Below are 14,414 nucleotides of genomic sequence, written 5' to 3' on the forward strand. Positions count from 1 at the left end.
CGCTTCACTCCTTATCGGTTGTACTTGCCCGAAGTCCCCTGTATTCCTTCGGAGTCATGCCTGTAAACGACTTGAAGACCGAAACAAAATATTTGTATTCCTTGTACCCGACCTGATCGGCAATTTCGAACACTTTATCATGCGTGGTTGCCAGCAGCGTTTTAGCCTGCTCAATGCGCAGCTCGTTCATATATTCCGTGAACCCTTTGCCCGTGCTTTGCTTAAAAATATAACTGAAATAACTCGGCGTAATTTTCAGCCAGGCCGCCACCTCCGAAGCCTTGAGATCGCTCCGGTACTGCTCCTCGATATATCGTTTCGCTTTCTCGATGATCCAATATGAACGGTCTATACCGCTCCGGTCAATCAGCGCAAGCAGCTCCGCCATATCCCGGTTCACCGCTTCCTCCAGCGCAAGGTAGGAATTATAGAGATTCAAATCCGGCAGAGGCCGGCTGCTTTCAAGCCCGGTCATGCCGCTTTTTCTGAGCCTCTGGCGAAGCAGCGCGAACAGCTCCTCGCAGGAGGCGAGGACTTCCTGAAGCAGGTAAGTTTCCTGCTTAAAGAAGCGGAACAGCTGCGCAACCTGCGCCCTTAATTCCTGCTCGTCCTGCTTGAACAAAGCGGCGACCAGGTTTTGCACGCTTGCCGATACATCCAGGGCTTCCGGCCGGCGAAGATTCTGCCATTTGGTTTCGTACGCGGCATTTAGCACCGGTTCCTGCTCCAGGACGTAATATTTGAGTCTCGATGCCGCTTCCGTACAGTGTTCAGCCGTTTCTCCCAGAATCTTATAAGGCTTGGAGAGCCCGCAGTAGAACTGCGGCTGCCCGGATGGCAGCAAAGCGCCATGCCGCAGCAGGCGCTCCCACTCTTCCTCTTCCAGCAGCCGGTCCGATACGGCCAGGGTGATCAGCATATTTTCATGGTCAAAGATCGAGAAAGGACGGATCTCAGAAGAACTCAACCGCCGGTGCAGCATCTGCATCCACTGCTCCTGGATTTGTTCGAACTGGTCCAGCTCAAGTTCTTCATAAAGCTCGTGGAAGCAGGCCAGCTGGCTGGCCAGAATCCGGAACTCGGCGCCATGCAGCGGCGGGGGTGACATTTTCCCGTATGCGATGCCGCTGCGGGCCATATTGGCCAGCCAAAGCTTGACCTCTCGGGTTCCATCTTCTTTTTCATTGCGCCGGATGTCTTCTACTACCTTCTGCACGACCTTGGTCAATTCCTCTACTTCCACCGGTTTCAGCAGATAATCGTTGACGCCTAGACGCATGGCTTGACGGGCGTAGCCGAAATCTTCGTATCCGCTGATGATCACCATTTTTGTTTTCGGATAAAGCTGTTTTAGCTGATCAGCCAGCTCTATCCCGTCCATGCCGTCCATCCGGATGTCCGACAGCAGGAAATCAGCCGGCTGCTCTTCCATTTTGCGGAGCGCCTCCTCCCCGTCATAGGCTTCGCCGATGACCTCAACGCCCAGCTCCTCCCAATCGATCGTGCAGCGCAGTCCTTTGCAAATAATCGGCTCGTCGTCCACGATCAGCATTTTGATCCGCCGCTGCTCTGCAGCTTCCTCTCTGCCCATGAGATGCCCCCCTAACTTCCCGGCTCCAGACCAGGAAGCCTTAAACGGATTCCGGTGCCTTCAGCCGAATTATTAATGATCTCCAATCCGTATTGCTGCCCAAAAAAGATTGTCACCCGCTCATGGATATTCAGCAGCGCTCCCATCCGGCCCACGGAACGATTCAGGCGCCTGCTGGACAAGGCTTCGCTGATTTCACGCTCCCGTTCGGCAGGCATGCCTTTCCCGTTGTCCGTCACATCGATCCAGACCTCGCCCTCCGATCTGTAACCGATGACTTCGATCATGCTGACGGGTTTCTTCCTGTCCAGACCGTGTTTAATGAAATTCTCCACCAGCGGCTGAATCGAAGCCTTCAAAGCAGGCGTCTCTTCGATGCCCGGCTCCAAATACAGCTTGTACGTCAGCTTATCCCCCAAACGATACTGCTGAAGATACAAATAAGCCTGGGCAAACTCTATTTCCTTAGCGAGCGTGGTTTGGTAATTTTTATTGCCCGCACTGGAACGGAAAAACTTCGACAGCATCTCGATCAGGCGGCTTGATTTATCCGCATTCTCCAGCCTTGCCGTCCAGCGGATCATGTCCAGCGTATTATAGAGAAAATGCGGGTCCATCTGGTTCTGCATCAGCTTGAGTTCGGTTTCCCGCTCCCTCAGCTCCAGCTTGTATTTATGCTCGATCAGCTCTTCAATGGTCATGACCATTTCATTAAATTTGCGGTTGAGCTCGGCAATTTCATCCTGCGAATCCACAGGAACCCTGGCGCTGAAATCGCCGCCCGCCACCCGGCCCGTTTCTTTCTTCAACCGCAGAATGGGCCGGATAATCGTCAGATGAAAGCCGGATAAAGCAACTAAAGCGAGCAGCAGGATCGCCATCAGAATAAACAGCATAATGACCTGAACCCCGCGCAGCTGCTCGGAAATATTAGCCTCGGAAATCATCGCGATGATTTTCCAATCCGTATTCTCCATTTGATTGTACAAGTTCAAATAACGTTTCCCCTGGACCTTGTAGCTGAGAAAAGCGTCTTTGCTCTCCGCAAGCTTCTTCAGCAGCGTTTCATCAGGGACATATCCGCCCGGCATTTGGACTTTGGACGATAGAATCAGGTTGCCTTCCGGTCCAACGATAAACACGCCCCCCGCTTCGGCTTCCAGCACGCCCTTCTCCAGCTGCGATACGAGGCTGGCTTCGTCAAGACGGATGGTCAGCATCCCCAGCGGCTCCGTAATCTTGATAAAGGAATTTAAGATGCGGATCATGGAAAGCACCCGCACCTGACCCTTCCAGGAGCTTGCCAAGGTATGGCCTTCACTCCAGAGAATGCCGCCCTTGCGCTGCCTGGCTTCTTCCTCCCAGCGGCTTTCGTCGCCGGTAAACGGCTCGCCCATCTGGATCTGGTTCCCGTTATATCCTGTAATTTCAATGGACCGGATATAACTTTTAGACATGAGCTGGAAGGTCAGAAAATTTTCAATATTGTTTTTGAGATCGGCTTTAAGCTCATTATTAAGCGGGGGGGCACTTCTCAAGTAGGTTCGCATATCCGGACTTAAAATAAGATAGTCGGCGATGTCCTCGACCATCTTGGTCTGCTCGGACAGCTGGCTGGTTACATTATCGAGATTTCGCCTCGTCGAACTGATAAACTGCTCGCGCAGCACTTGATTGTATTTGTACTGCACAACGACGCCAACCCCAATCGTCGGTAATATGACGAACAGCAGGAAGATGACCAGCGCCTTACGCTTTAAACTTAAATTGCCGAGGCGCCTGATATAGCTTGTCTTCATGTCATCTCTCCTTTGCTGTCAGGGTAGCGGGCGGAGCCGGGTCAGCCTTTCACCGCACCAGCCGTCATGCCGGTAACCAGCTGCTTCTGCAGCAGCAGATAGAAAATAATGATAGGAATCAGCGCGATGGTCAAAGCCGACATCTGCAGGGTATAGCTCGCCGTTTCAATGCCCACAAAATTGGCCAGACCAAGCGGCAGCGTCTTCAGCGCATTGGAGGTAATCAGAACGAGCGCAAACAAATATTCATTCCAATTGTAAATAAAGTTGAGAATAATTACGGTGGCCATTGCCGGACGGGTGATCGGCAGGATGATGGACCAGAAGATCCGGAAAATGCCGGCCCCGTCCATGATGCCTGATTCTTCCAGGTCTTTCGGGAAACCCCGCATGAACCCTTCCAGAATAAAAACCGTCAACGATAGGTGGAACGCTGTATAAGGTAAAATGAGCGACAGATACGTATCGATCAGGCTCAGCTTTTGCATGATCAGAAAGATTGGAATCAGCGTGGCATGAATGGGAACCAGCATGCCGAGCAGAAACAAGCTGTAAGTCAATCCGCGCAGCTTAAAGGAGAAGCGGGCCAGGAAATAGGCGGCCAGCGATCCAAGCAGCACGGTCACAATCAGCGAGACGAAAGTGATCAAAAGGCTGTTCAAGAAATAAACGTTCATATTGGCAATTCTCCACGCTTCCGCGTAATTGGAGAATTGCAGGCCGCTTGGCATCGAAAATGGATCAGCCGAATATTCTTGCTCCGACTTAAACGAGTTTATAACCATCCAAAAAATAGGGACTATATTCATGATAGCGAACAGGCTTAAAAATGTGTATGCGAATATTTGGAATAACGGAGATTTTTTCTTCATATGCGTATTCCTCCTCCCCTCTTAATCTTTCTCCCTGGCGATCCGGTTTACAATCGAAATGACGATAAGGCTGAACAGCAGGATCAGGATTGAAGCTGCACTGCCGTAGCCATAACGCAGGTTCATAAAAGCGCTGTTGTACATATAAATCGTCATGACTTCCGTTTGGTGAGCCGGTCCGCCGCCAGTGAGCACTTGAATGAGATCGAATACGCGAAACGAGTTGCTTATGCTGTACACGATAGTTACCATTAAAGTGCTGCGCAGCATTGGAATCGTGATAAACCGCGTTTTTTTGAAGCCTGTCGCTCCATCCAGCTCAGCGGCTTCATTCACCTCATCCGGAATGTTCTGCAAAGCGGCCAGGAACATCACCATGTATAAACCGCAGTTCTGCCAAATATAAGCGACACTGATGGACAACATGGACCATTTCGAATCGCCCAGCCAGTTCTGCTGCCAGCTTTCCAGTCCAAAGAAGCCAAGCACGTTGTTCAGCAGGCCGTATTCGGTGTTGTAGACCATACCAAAAATCAGCGATACCATAACCGATGAAATCACGACCGGCATAAATCCAACAGTCCGGAAGAACCCGGAGCCCTTCATGCCGCGGTTCAGCAGCAGCGCCATCAGCAGTCCAATCGGGATTTGCCCGACCAGGCCGGTAACCATAATAATGACGTTGTTTTTCACCGAGAGCCAAAACGTGTCATCCTGCAGCATCTGGACGTAATTGTCCAGTCCTATAAATTTCATGGAACCGATGCCGTTCCAGTTCATGAGCGAATAATAAAGCGAGATGCCAATCGGTACGATCGCGATGCCCAGATAGATGACCAGCGCCGGGAACAAGCCGATAAAGATGGCGAATCTGCTTCGTTTCAAGGTTTGCATGAACCATTCTCCTTTCGGTCAGTTCTTGGCTTTGATACAAAGAAAACCCGGATACCGGGTTTTCTTTATACCGAATCAAGCCTGTTCAACTGAACCTTAGTTACTGATGTTGTCCATTGCTTTTTGTGCGTCTGCAGCGACTTGTTCAGGCGTGCCGTGACCTACGGTCAGAGCCTGCAGGCCGTTCTGAATGACGTCCACCACTTGAGTCGGGATAAGGCTGTCGAATACCGGAGCCGTTCCGTTGCCGGTCAGCTCAAGCATTTCTTTTAGATAAGGGCTTGCGTCCTCCGGAATGTCTACTTTGGCCGGAACCACCACGCCGTTGCTGATCAAAGCTTTATACAAATCTTCGCTTACGAAATATTTGAGGAATTCTTCGGCTGCCGCTTTCTTCTTCTCGTCTAGACCGCTCTTGATCGCGATACCATATTGCACGACGCCGGCGCTTTTCTTCGGATCTCCTTTGCCGCCGTTCACACTTGGGAACAGCGCGATGCCAAACTTGTCGCCGTTTTCGTTGTTGATCCGAATCCGGGCGTCAACCGTCGAAGAGGAAATATGCATGGCAGCTTTACCCTGGATCAGGTAATCCTGTCCCTGAACGGAATCCATGTTGTTCGCATCCACGTTAAACGCACCAAGCTTCGACAATTCGTCAATAACACCGATCGCTTTCACGAATTCCGGATCGGTAAATTTAGCTTCCTTGTTCAGAACCTTCTGCAGGAAATCACTGCCCGTAAAGCGGTCTCCGATGATTGACAGGTAGGAGGACTGCAGCGGCCACTGCTCTTTATTGCCAAGAGCAATCGGCGTAATATTAGCCGCTTTCAGCTTTTTGACCAGGTCAATGAATTCATCATAGGTTTTAGGGAACTCGTTATAGCCGACTTGGGCAAGAAGCTCCTTGTTGTAATAAACAATGTCTACAAAAGTTTGTTTGGTCGGAACGGCATATTGCTTGCCATTCACGTTAAAGCCTTCCAGCGCCGCTTCCGGCAGAATCGAATTCCAGTTGTCCATCAGATCGTCGATCGGCTCAAGCAAATTCCCGTCGATGAGCGGATCCATTTCCGCTCCCGGCCACACAACGCTAATGTCAGCCAGGTTGTTGGCTGCAGCCAAGGTTCGAAGCTTGGTTTTGTATTGAGCGGAAGGAACTTCATCCGTTTTAATCGTAATGTTCGGATGATCCTTCTCAAAGTCAGCAATCCGCGCTTTATACACATCATTGTCGATGTTCGGCGTCGTCCACGGATGCATCATTGTCAGCGTGACTTTATCGCCGTCACCTGATCCAGAAGCGCCGTTCCCGCTTCCCGAACTGTTGTTGCCGCATGCGGCGGTGAATAAGGCAAGCAGGCCAACCAGACTTAAAAGAGCTACTTTTTTGCTTATCTTTCTGTTTTTCATCTTGCAACCCTCTTTCCTAAAGTTTTATCGTTGCCTTTCCTTTCTTGCTCCAGATCTCTATGCTGCTTCGTTAAAGCTTTCGATCTGTTGGTTCAATTATAGAAGGTATGTCCGTTAGGCTATATCCCACAAATGTTAGATTATATCCGTAATTCTTCAGCTAACTTATTAAAACTGCCCTTTTTTCATTGAAATAGAAGCTTTTAAGTAACTAATCATAACATACAATGTAATAAAGTTAGTATTTAAAATATAGTAAGCGGTTGCAGCTTTTGTAATTTAATAACCGCTTGCGGCAAGCGGTTATTAAATGTAACATCTATTTTTAAGGAAAGAAACTGCGCTTGGCCTTCGCTTAGTCTGTCCTTTCCTTTCCATCTGCTTCCACTAATGCAGGATTTCGTTACCCGGGCTGCTTTTTATACCTTCTGCTCCAGCAGATGGTTAAGCATGTCTTCGAGCGGAACAGTCGCCAAGGCGATCGCCGTATCGGTAACCCCGTAATAAATGTGCAGAATGCCTTCATCCAATACGCAGCCAGTCGGGAAAATGACATTGGGAATCTGGTAGCCGAATTTCTCGTAATAGGTTTCCGGCTCCATAATAAAGTTGGAAGTTCTGGCCAGCACTTTATTCGGGTTCTCCAGATCCAGCAGCATCGCCCCTACCCGGTAAACGGTGTTCTGATCTACGCCGTGATACAGCAGCAGCCAGCCGTGTTCAGTACGGATTGGCGGCGTAGAGCTGCCGATTTTTTTGCCTTCCCATTCATTCTCCGCCTTCGCCAGCAGGACAGGTGCATTCCAGTTGATCAGATCATCGGAATAAGAAATCCAGATTGCAGCCTGATCGGTTCCAAACATTTCTCCGATATATTCTTCAGGTCTGCGGAGCAGGACGTATTTGCCGTTGATCTTCTCTGGGAATAACACATTGTTGCGGTCATTGATCTCAAGCGGAGTAGTGGTCGTAACGTATTCCCAGTCGATCAGATTCCGGGAGGACATCAGAACGGAGCGGGTCAGCCAGTGCCCTTCCTCTTCGCCCCAGCCGTCCGGATAAGTGGGAATCGAACGTTCCGGAATGCCGGTGCCCGTTGGGTAATAGTTCATGGCGCAAGGACGGACTGCGATGGTCATGTAGAACGTGTCTCCGATTTTGACCATGCGGGGATCTTGTACGCTTCCGTACGGAAAACCGAGCATATCCGGTGTTACGACCGGCTGGTCGGTAACATGTTTGAAATGCACGCCGTCTTCGCTTTCCAGCAAACCAAGGAAGTTTTTGCACGGGGTCAGCGAACCCGCTGTCCGTTCAATCATGTAATATTTGCCGTTATCCTTCACAACGGCCGGGTTAAACACCGTCGCGAGCCGCCATTCATATTCGCCGGGGACGACAATCGGGTTTTCAGGATGTCTAGTGATTTTCATGAATTCCGCCTCCTTGTTCCAGTACATAGAATTAAAGCCATTATAGCCCCGCCTTCCGGCTGCTCATATCCCAGAAAGTTTCGAAATCATCCGAAATCTAGCGATAAATCCGGAGTATATAACATAACGTTATAATGTTTAAAGGCATCTTTTTCTGATTCATGTTCGGGTTAATTCTATAATAAACCGGCCTGGGATTTGAAAATATCCCGTAAAATTGCGATTCTATCCGTTAATTTTATGTATTTTAATAACCTGCTTTAACAGCTGCTGATGAAAGTTAAACCAAATAAAACCGCCATGAAGGCGGTTGTTTGGCTGTTCTTCTATCGGATCATAGGAATTATTTTTAAAATACGAGCTTATTAAACGATATCCGATACTCTATACACGTCTTTCAAGCTTGACCCTACATTCTGAAGTGGTCGCTGTGACGTATTCGATATAATTTAGTCCAGCACCTGTTCCTTGGGAACCCATTTACTTTCGCTTGTTTCATCTGAAGTAGCTAACTCTCCGCCTACAGCTCGGCACACGAAATCAAACATGACCTTAGTAGGAACGTCAGTTACTCCGTCATACCATTTATGTACCGCTGTATTCGAAATTACACTAATTAAATGGCTGACTGTGGCATCTATTCCACTTTCCTCTTTGATTTCACGAATCACGCCATCAATCAGGTTTTGTAGGCATTGCCCTGTAAAGAAAGCTGATAGCGAATCATCACCGTTTCTTCGTCTCCCGAACCCTTTAACGTTGTCAGCCTGCCAACTTCCCCGAAACCAATTCTCTTCAGCATGTTTCTTGATCTCAGGTTGGTTTCCTCCGCTTCTGCCAGAAATAGAGTAAGCCCCAGCCCCCGTGAAGCATAGGCCATCAAGTGCTGGGCTGCCATAGCTCCAAGCCCTTTCCCCCACAAGGAAGAATCGCCAATCGCAACACCCAGCTCAGCCGAACTCCCCTGAATAAAAGCCAGATCCGCATAGCCGATCAGCTTACCTTCGTATTGAATTCCCATCCGCAAAAAGTCCTCCGCCTGCCCGCTTACACAGCGGCTCCACCACTCCTTCGTCTCGTCCGGTGTTCTGTTCAACTCCCATCCGTTGGCCGAACAAAACAACTCGTCTTGGCTCCAACTCAAAACTGCATCCAGATCGCCCATGGTAATAGGTCTAAGAACGAAATTTTCCGGTTCAGGTTTAGCGTTCATAGGTTGACTCTCCCGTCCGTTAGGAACTTTATCTCACAAATGTATTTCTCACTGCTCCTGAATTAAAATTGAAATCGTTCCCTAATCATTTCCGCGGTTTCATCCGGCCCAAGCTTCGTATTATTGATTCTCAGATAATGATCCCTCGATATTTCTCCCGGCAAAGAGTTCAGTCGATACTTCTCATGTGTTCTGATCAAATTGGCTTCCGATTTCTCTAAATGGCGTTTGGTCGGCTTATGTTTGAGCCGATTTGGCGTTTGGTTGCGGTGTAACCTTTCTTCGAGATCCGCTTCAAGTTCCACCCAATAAACCGTCCAGCCTCTGGATTCAAACAATTTCGTGATTCCTTCGACGTACTCCCCATCCTGCTGCAGGTCAAATGCCCAAACATACGTGAAGATAAAGCCATCCATGCCGCTTTGCGAAACTTCCTCAAAAATCCCTTGCCTGATCAGACTCACCAACCGATTACCGGAAGGCGTTCCATATTCAAAAAAGGGCGCCACAAATTCAATCGACATATGATTGTGAAACAGCTTGAAATGAGTTTTGGCTGCCAGACTTTGGCCTACCGTCATTTTCCCCACCGCTTGCGGACCAAAAATAAGTACGAAATGCATACGGTTCCTCCTCCCTTATAATCGCTTTTCAGCCTCTTGAGCAAAGTCTACCGGCTCGAAAGCAGCCATAACTAAATGGAAAAATTTTAACACCGGCGTCCTTTAACCTGCTCATGATTCATGAAGATATTGAGGATGATTAACTATTCAAGACGGCTTTCTCATAATCCTGTTTTCATGTTAAGAATTCCCGGAATGCGGCCTTAATCTTTAGATCCGCATTTCCGCAGGTTAATCCGTCGGGGGATCGACTCAAGCGGTTTGACGGGCTTTGGCTCTAAATCTCTTAATAAATATCTCATGAAAAACGACGACCTGCGGCCGGTGGAAATTCCCGGTCAGATCGCCGTGTTTATTTTCTGCTCAGCTTCGGAATGAATAATACGCTGACGCGAAAAACTTTAAGGAATCCTTAAACCCTTCTTAACCTAAAACTCAATGGCTTTATGTTATGATAATTGGGCCTTTACAGCGGCAGAAGCCGCGTATTGTATTGCTGCAGGATCTTTAATTAACGTTTGGAAGGTGTTACGATGTCGTCTTTTCTGTTCCCGATTTCTTATGCATTTTTGACCTTTCCGGTTGCCGCACTGCTGTTCACCCTGCCTTTTCTTGTGGTCCAATACCGGAAACACGGCTATATTAACAAGATCAGAGCGGTTCTTCTCTATCTGTTTCTGCTTTATCTGATGAACGCGGTTTATTTGGTGGTCCTTCCTTTCCCGGCTTCCCGGCATAACCTGGCTTTGGCGGGCGGAAGCGTTCAGGCGGTTCCATTTCATTTTATTAAGGACATCATGAAGGAAACCCTTGTACAACCGGATAAACCTTCGACCTATTGGCATTTGTTCGTAGAGAGGGCTTTTCTGCAGGTCGTTTTTAATGTGGCATTAACCGTTCCTTACGGCATGATTTTACGTTATTATTTCCGCACCCGCTGGATTCGCTGCTTCTTACTGTCTTTTCTGCTTTCCCTCTTGTTCGAGGTAACGCAGCTGACGGGCATTTACGGTTATTACGATCACCCTTACCGGGTGTTTGACGTTGACGACCTGATTACTAATACGCTCGGAGGCGTGGTGGGATTTTTGCTGGCTCACTGGCTGACGCGTTTTCTGCCCCAGACGGCAAATCTGGATCGCAACGTCGACATTGCCGCAAAAAGAGTGTCTTACACGCGCAGGGGCGTCGCCTTGTTTTTCGATTTCTTCGCCTGGCAGCTGGTGCTCGCGGCGCTTTTCGCACTCCATCTGCACGGGCCGTCCGCTTATGTGGTTTCTACGGGCCTTTATTTTATGCTTCTCCCTTGGATTACCGGAGGACGCACGCTAGGCAAATGGCTGGTCCGCATTCACCTTGAGAGAGTGGGCGGCCGGTTATCCCTGTTATCCTTGGTTCTGCGGTACGGAATTTTATATTGGCTCCTCGCCGGCTTAAATTTGCTGTTTCTCCGCGCATTTACGGAGATGCACGCGGTTGGGCGGGTGGCAGGTGGTTTGGGCCTATTCTTGATGGATGCCTGTTTCCTGCTTCATCTGATCCAGCATCTTATCGGCAGAAACCCGGTTCTGTTTTACGAAAAAATCAGCCGAACCGCCCACAAAATCACATGGCATCCGGAAAAAAATCCGCCGGTTCAGGGAGGCCGGAACCAAACGGAGCCGGACGGGGATTCGAACCCGGCAGACCCGGTTTAAAAGCCGAACGACAGCTGCTCCACGGGCAGCTCCCCGGCAATTTCCTCCAGGGCCGCGGCTTTGGACAATAAGGCTCCGCGGCTATCGGTACTAGACGCCTCCCTCTTAACTTTAGAGGTTTCATCTCCCGTTAAAGCATATTTCAGCTGCAGCTCGTCGGTTATTCGCCGGATGCGTTCGCGGTAACTTTCGTCCGTGTAAGCCCCTCCTTGGTATAAATCCCTGTAAGCCTGCAGCTTCTCCGGAAAATGTTCGCACAGCGTCTTGTAATACCAGCCTTTCACATCCGGAGATAACCGCAGCAGGGAAGTCATGACAAAGTCAGCTCCGCCCTTTCGGGCAGCTGCAAAGAGGACCTCCAGCCCCTCCTTGTCATCGGTCAGCAAAGGCAGGATCGGCGCAACAAACACGCCCGTCCGGATGCCGCTTCCGCTTAACGCTTCCAGCGCCTCAAGCCGTTTGAATGGCAATGGAGCACCAGGCTCCAGCAGACGAATCAGCTTCGCGTCAAGCGAACCGATGCTGATATTGACCAAAATATCGTCCATCGCCTGCAGCAGATCAAGATCCCGCAGAATAAGCGGGGAACGTGTCGTGATCGACGTGCGAATCCGGTATTTAGCCAGTACCTTCAGGCATTCCCGCGTAATGCGGGTTTTGCTCTCCACCGGCTGATAAGGATCGGTAACCGTTCCGATAGCCACCCGTCCGATATGGCGGCGGACCGCCTCCAAATCGTGGGCATACCGGACGGCCAGTTTGGACAGCTGCGTTTCCAGCGCTTCGGCTGCATTCATTTTCAACAGGATATGGTTCTGGAACTCATCATTAGCCTGCTTATCAATAAACCCCTGAAACCCCCGGGCATAACAAAAGCTGCAGCCATGTGCGCAGCCTCTGTACGGATTGATCGACCATTCAAAGGGCATACGTTCTTCTTTCACTTTGGTCAGTGTCTGCTTGGCATGAATCTGCTCATACGTCTTGGCCATGCTTCAGCTTCCTAACAAGAACATTTGTTCTCATTGTAACACAAACCAAATCCCTTATCCTTATTTAGAATATGTAAATTTATGGGATACGATTTATCAAGTCCACGCATGATTCCGCTCATGCCTTGCCAGTCTTATTCCTCTGGTTTCATTTCGTCTTCCATGACGCTGTAAACCTGAATTTTATCTTCAATAGCTTTCACATTTTCCATTAATGCAGCCATTTGGGCGTAAATACCCTCTCGATGGGATTCTAGCAGCTCACGTCTCTCCCTTATAGTCCCCTCACCCAGGCTGCGCAGTTCCGAAAAACGTTTCATCTCCCCGATCTTCATCCCCGTCTCCCGTAAACGGATCAGGAATTGAATCCAAGCCATGTCTTGTTCCGAATATTGACGGTACCCGATACCGTCACGCTGAACTCCGTTCAGCAGGCCGATTTTTTCGTAATAACGCAAAGTATGGTCCGTCAAACCTGTCAATTTCGCGATTTGTTGAATGGAATAGGTAGTCTTGTTCTTATTCATGTTCATGAGGCGATTATAGCACAAGCCCGAAAAAGAGGGGTTGCCTTAGAGCGCGCTCTAAACGATAAGCTTTGAAATATCAATCCATAAGGAGGAATTAAAGATGACCAATGAGCGTTACAAGCGGGGTTGGGACAAACTGATGCAAATCGATGGTGAAGGTGGTGAGCGGGTAATTGAATCGTTAAAAGAGATCGCCCCCGATCTCGGAACTTATATCGTCGAATTTGCGTTCGGGGACATTTATTCACGTGACACGCTTGATGCCAGGCAGCGCCAGCTGATCACGCTTGCTGCGCTCACCGCTCAAGGCGGGTGCGAGCCCCAGCTCGGCGTTCATATCAACGCTTCCCTGAATGTAGGTCTCACGCCCCGCGAGGTGGTTGAGGCGATCATGCATTGCGTTCCGTATGTGGGTTTCCCCAAAGTGCTAAACGCCATTTCTGTGGCTAAAGACGTTATTGCCAAACGAGGAGTTTCTGCGAAACAGGAAAGTTGCGGACCATGAAATGGATGAAGTTTTAATCGTTTAAACCTTTTCCGTCAAGAATAGGCTGAACATATTTTTCAATTCTGGACACTCGGGTCTTGGACTGCTTGGCTTCCGAGAAATAAAACAGGTACGCTCTTTGACGCCCGGGTGTCAAGGCTTCAAAAGCCGTCTTGAGTGCGGGCATTTCAGCAAATTTCTGCTCCAGCTCTTCGGGAACGGTGTATTCAGACGTCTGTTTGAAATCGACTTTTAGCCCGGCTTGTTCAATTTCAATAGCCGCCTGAACATACGCCTTCAAAGTGGTTTCAAGTGCGGTTATCTCTTCAACGTTTGTGAACCGAATCTGACGTGCCGCTTGAACCTTATCCGTTTGCTGAATTAAAATCCCTGCGGGATCTTTCATCAAAGCCCCTTTGTGGAACAGAAGTGCACAATAATCTTTAAATCCGTGGATGATAACGATGTTTTTGCCATTAAAGGTATAGCAAGGATGCATCCATTTAAAATCCTCAATCAGCTCGCTGTGACTGTCCAGAACAATGGCTCTCAGTTTTACATATTCATCTTTCCACTTGGTTGCTTTGCTCAGAAATTCTTCAACTTTAGGATTGGTTCTGTTAGTTGTCATCCAGAAACACCTCAGAGGGTTATTTTTTATGGGGTTTGGCCAGCGAAATGTATAGCTAGTCCCATTGCCATTCTATCACGGGATCCTCTGGCTACCAAATGAAGAAGACGGCAATGTTGTTCTTCGGTTCTGGATCGACAACAGCACGCGGTGAAGAGGGTGTCGCCCCCTCTTTTATTAACAGGTATCCCACAGGATTATAGAAGGAGTCAGCTCGTTTTGTTTTTATCGAAATA

General features: G+C 49.0%; 14 protein-coding genes. 2 read left to right on the forward strand and 12 right to left on the reverse strand.

Features of this window, described 5'->3' with window-relative positions; genetic code table 11:
* Positions 1–4: 4 nt before the first annotated feature.
* From AWM70_RS09090 to AWM70_RS09125, 9 genes are all read right to left on the reverse strand, one after another.
* Positions 5–1,591, reverse strand: a complete 1,587-nt coding sequence (locus AWM70_RS09090) for a response regulator transcription factor (protein ID WP_068695676.1) — start codon at positions 1,589–1,591, stop codon at positions 5–7.
* A gap of 11 nt (positions 1,592–1,602) precedes the next feature.
* Positions 1,603–3,390 (reverse strand): sensor histidine kinase, encoded by a 1,788-nt coding sequence (locus tag AWM70_RS09095; RefSeq protein ID WP_068695678.1) that lies wholly within the window; start codon positions 3,388–3,390, stop codon positions 1,603–1,605.
* 41 nt (positions 3,391–3,431) lie between these two features.
* Positions 3,432–4,262 carry a carbohydrate ABC transporter permease gene (locus AWM70_RS09100; protein ID WP_068695680.1) on the reverse strand — a complete coding sequence of 277 codons (831 nt, stop codon included), beginning with the start codon at positions 4,260–4,262 and terminating at the stop codon, positions 3,432–3,434.
* Positions 4,263–4,283: 21 nt separating this feature from the next.
* The gene (locus tag AWM70_RS09105) at positions 4,284–5,156 is read right to left on the reverse strand and encodes a carbohydrate ABC transporter permease (protein ID WP_068695682.1); all 873 of its coding nucleotides are present in this window, start codon (positions 5,154–5,156) and stop codon (positions 4,284–4,286) included.
* A gap of 96 nt (positions 5,157–5,252) precedes the next feature.
* Positions 5,253–6,572: an extracellular solute-binding protein gene (locus AWM70_RS09110; RefSeq protein ID WP_068695684.1), complete on the reverse strand. Its 1,320-nt coding sequence runs from the start codon at positions 6,570–6,572 to the stop codon at positions 5,253–5,255.
* A gap of 419 nt (positions 6,573–6,991) precedes the next feature.
* On the reverse strand, positions 6,992–8,005 hold the full coding sequence (locus AWM70_RS09115) for a glycoside hydrolase family 130 protein (protein WP_068695686.1): 1,014 nt from the start codon (positions 8,003–8,005) through the stop codon (positions 6,992–6,994).
* Between the two features lie 449 nt (positions 8,006–8,454).
* Positions 8,455–8,676 carry an NUDIX hydrolase gene (locus AWM70_RS23440; RefSeq protein ID WP_169823378.1) on the reverse strand — a complete coding sequence of 74 codons (222 nt, stop codon included), beginning with the start codon at positions 8,674–8,676 and terminating at the stop codon, positions 8,455–8,457.
* Positions 8,677–8,684: 8 nt separating this feature from the next.
* A complete protein-coding gene (locus AWM70_RS09120; RefSeq protein WP_068695688.1) occupies positions 8,685–9,218 on the reverse strand; it encodes a GNAT family N-acetyltransferase in 534 nt (177 codons plus the stop codon).
* Between the two features lie 62 nt (positions 9,219–9,280).
* Complete coding sequence (locus tag AWM70_RS09125; protein ID WP_068695690.1) at positions 9,281–9,841, reverse strand: DEAD/DEAH box helicase family protein; 561 nt, start codon at positions 9,839–9,841, stop codon at positions 9,281–9,283.
* Between the two features lie 533 nt (positions 9,842–10,374).
* Between AWM70_RS09125 and AWM70_RS09130 the strand changes: the two genes are divergently transcribed.
* Positions 10,375–11,538: a VanZ family protein gene (locus tag AWM70_RS09130; protein ID WP_068695692.1), complete on the forward strand. Its 1,164-nt coding sequence runs from the start codon at positions 10,375–10,377 to the stop codon at positions 11,536–11,538.
* Here AWM70_RS09130 and AWM70_RS09135 read toward each other — a convergent pair.
* Together AWM70_RS09135 and AWM70_RS09140 are read right to left on the reverse strand one after the other, a co-directional pair.
* Positions 11,535–12,530 (reverse strand): SPL family radical SAM protein, encoded by a 996-nt coding sequence (locus AWM70_RS09135; protein WP_068695694.1) that lies wholly within the window; start codon positions 12,528–12,530, stop codon positions 11,535–11,537. The two genes, AWM70_RS09130 and AWM70_RS09135, sit on opposite strands and share 4 nt — an antisense overlap.
* 134 nt (positions 12,531–12,664) lie before the next feature.
* The gene (locus tag AWM70_RS09140) at positions 12,665–13,063 is read right to left on the reverse strand and encodes a MerR family transcriptional regulator (RefSeq protein WP_335582152.1); all 399 of its coding nucleotides are present in this window, start codon (positions 13,061–13,063) and stop codon (positions 12,665–12,667) included.
* A gap of 97 nt (positions 13,064–13,160) precedes the next feature.
* On the opposite strand from AWM70_RS09140, the gene AWM70_RS09145 reads away from it, so the two are divergent.
* On the forward strand, positions 13,161–13,565 hold the full coding sequence (locus AWM70_RS09145) for a carboxymuconolactone decarboxylase family protein (RefSeq protein ID WP_068695696.1): 405 nt from the start codon (positions 13,161–13,163) through the stop codon (positions 13,563–13,565).
* A 13-nt stretch (positions 13,566–13,578) separates the two neighbouring features.
* On the opposite strand, the gene AWM70_RS09150 is transcribed toward AWM70_RS09145, so the two are convergent.
* Complete coding sequence (locus AWM70_RS09150; protein ID WP_068695698.1) at positions 13,579–14,178, reverse strand: YdeI/OmpD-associated family protein; 600 nt, start codon at positions 14,176–14,178, stop codon at positions 13,579–13,581.
* Between the last annotated feature and the right edge of the window lie 236 nt (positions 14,179–14,414).

Origin of the sequence: Paenibacillus yonginensis, assembly GCF_001685395.1 — a bacterium.
GTDB classification, from domain to species: domain Bacteria; phylum Bacillota; class Bacilli; order Paenibacillales; family Paenibacillaceae; genus Fontibacillus; species Fontibacillus yonginensis.

What these genes read in the sequence shown, in the direction of transcription:
- AWM70_RS09100 (WP_068695680.1), bottom strand. Translation starts at nt 4,262, where the DNA reads ATGAAGAAAAAATCTCCGTTATTCCAAATATTCGCATACACATTTTTA.
- AWM70_RS09140 (WP_335582152.1), bottom strand. Translation starts at nt 13,063, where the DNA reads ATGAACATGAATAAGAACAAGACTACCTATTCCATTCAACAAATCGCG.
- AWM70_RS09125 (WP_068695690.1), bottom strand. Translation starts at nt 9,841, where the DNA reads ATGCATTTCGTACTTATTTTTGGTCCGCAAGCGGTGGGGAAAATGACG.
- AWM70_RS09090 (WP_068695676.1), bottom strand. Translation starts at nt 1,591, where the DNA reads ATGGGCAGAGAGGAAGCTGCAGAGCAGCGGCGGATCAAAATGCTGATC.
- AWM70_RS09115 (WP_068695686.1), bottom strand. Translation starts at nt 8,005, where the DNA reads ATGAAAATCACTAGACATCCTGAAAACCCGATTGTCGTCCCCGGCGAA.
- AWM70_RS09150 (WP_068695698.1), bottom strand. Translation starts at nt 14,178, where the DNA reads ATGACAACTAACAGAACCAATCCTAAAGTTGAAGAATTTCTGAGCAAA.
- AWM70_RS09120 (WP_068695688.1), bottom strand. Translation starts at nt 9,218, where the DNA reads ATGAACGCTAAACCTGAACCGGAAAATTTCGTTCTTAGACCTATTACC.
- AWM70_RS09110 (WP_068695684.1), bottom strand. Translation starts at nt 6,572, where the DNA reads ATGAAAAACAGAAAGATAAGCAAAAAAGTAGCTCTTTTAAGTCTGGTT.
- AWM70_RS09135 (WP_068695694.1), bottom strand. Translation starts at nt 12,530, where the DNA reads ATGGCCAAGACGTATGAGCAGATTCATGCCAAGCAGACACTGACCAAA.
- AWM70_RS09145 (WP_068695696.1), top strand. Translation starts at nt 13,161, where the DNA reads ATGACCAATGAGCGTTACAAGCGGGGTTGGGACAAACTGATGCAAATC.
- AWM70_RS09095 (WP_068695678.1), bottom strand. Translation starts at nt 3,390, where the DNA reads ATGAAGACAAGCTATATCAGGCGCCTCGGCAATTTAAGTTTAAAGCGT.
- AWM70_RS09105 (WP_068695682.1), bottom strand. Translation starts at nt 5,156, where the DNA reads ATGCAAACCTTGAAACGAAGCAGATTCGCCATCTTTATCGGCTTGTTC.
- AWM70_RS09130 (WP_068695692.1), top strand. Translation starts at nt 10,375, where the DNA reads ATGTCGTCTTTTCTGTTCCCGATTTCTTATGCATTTTTGACCTTTCCG.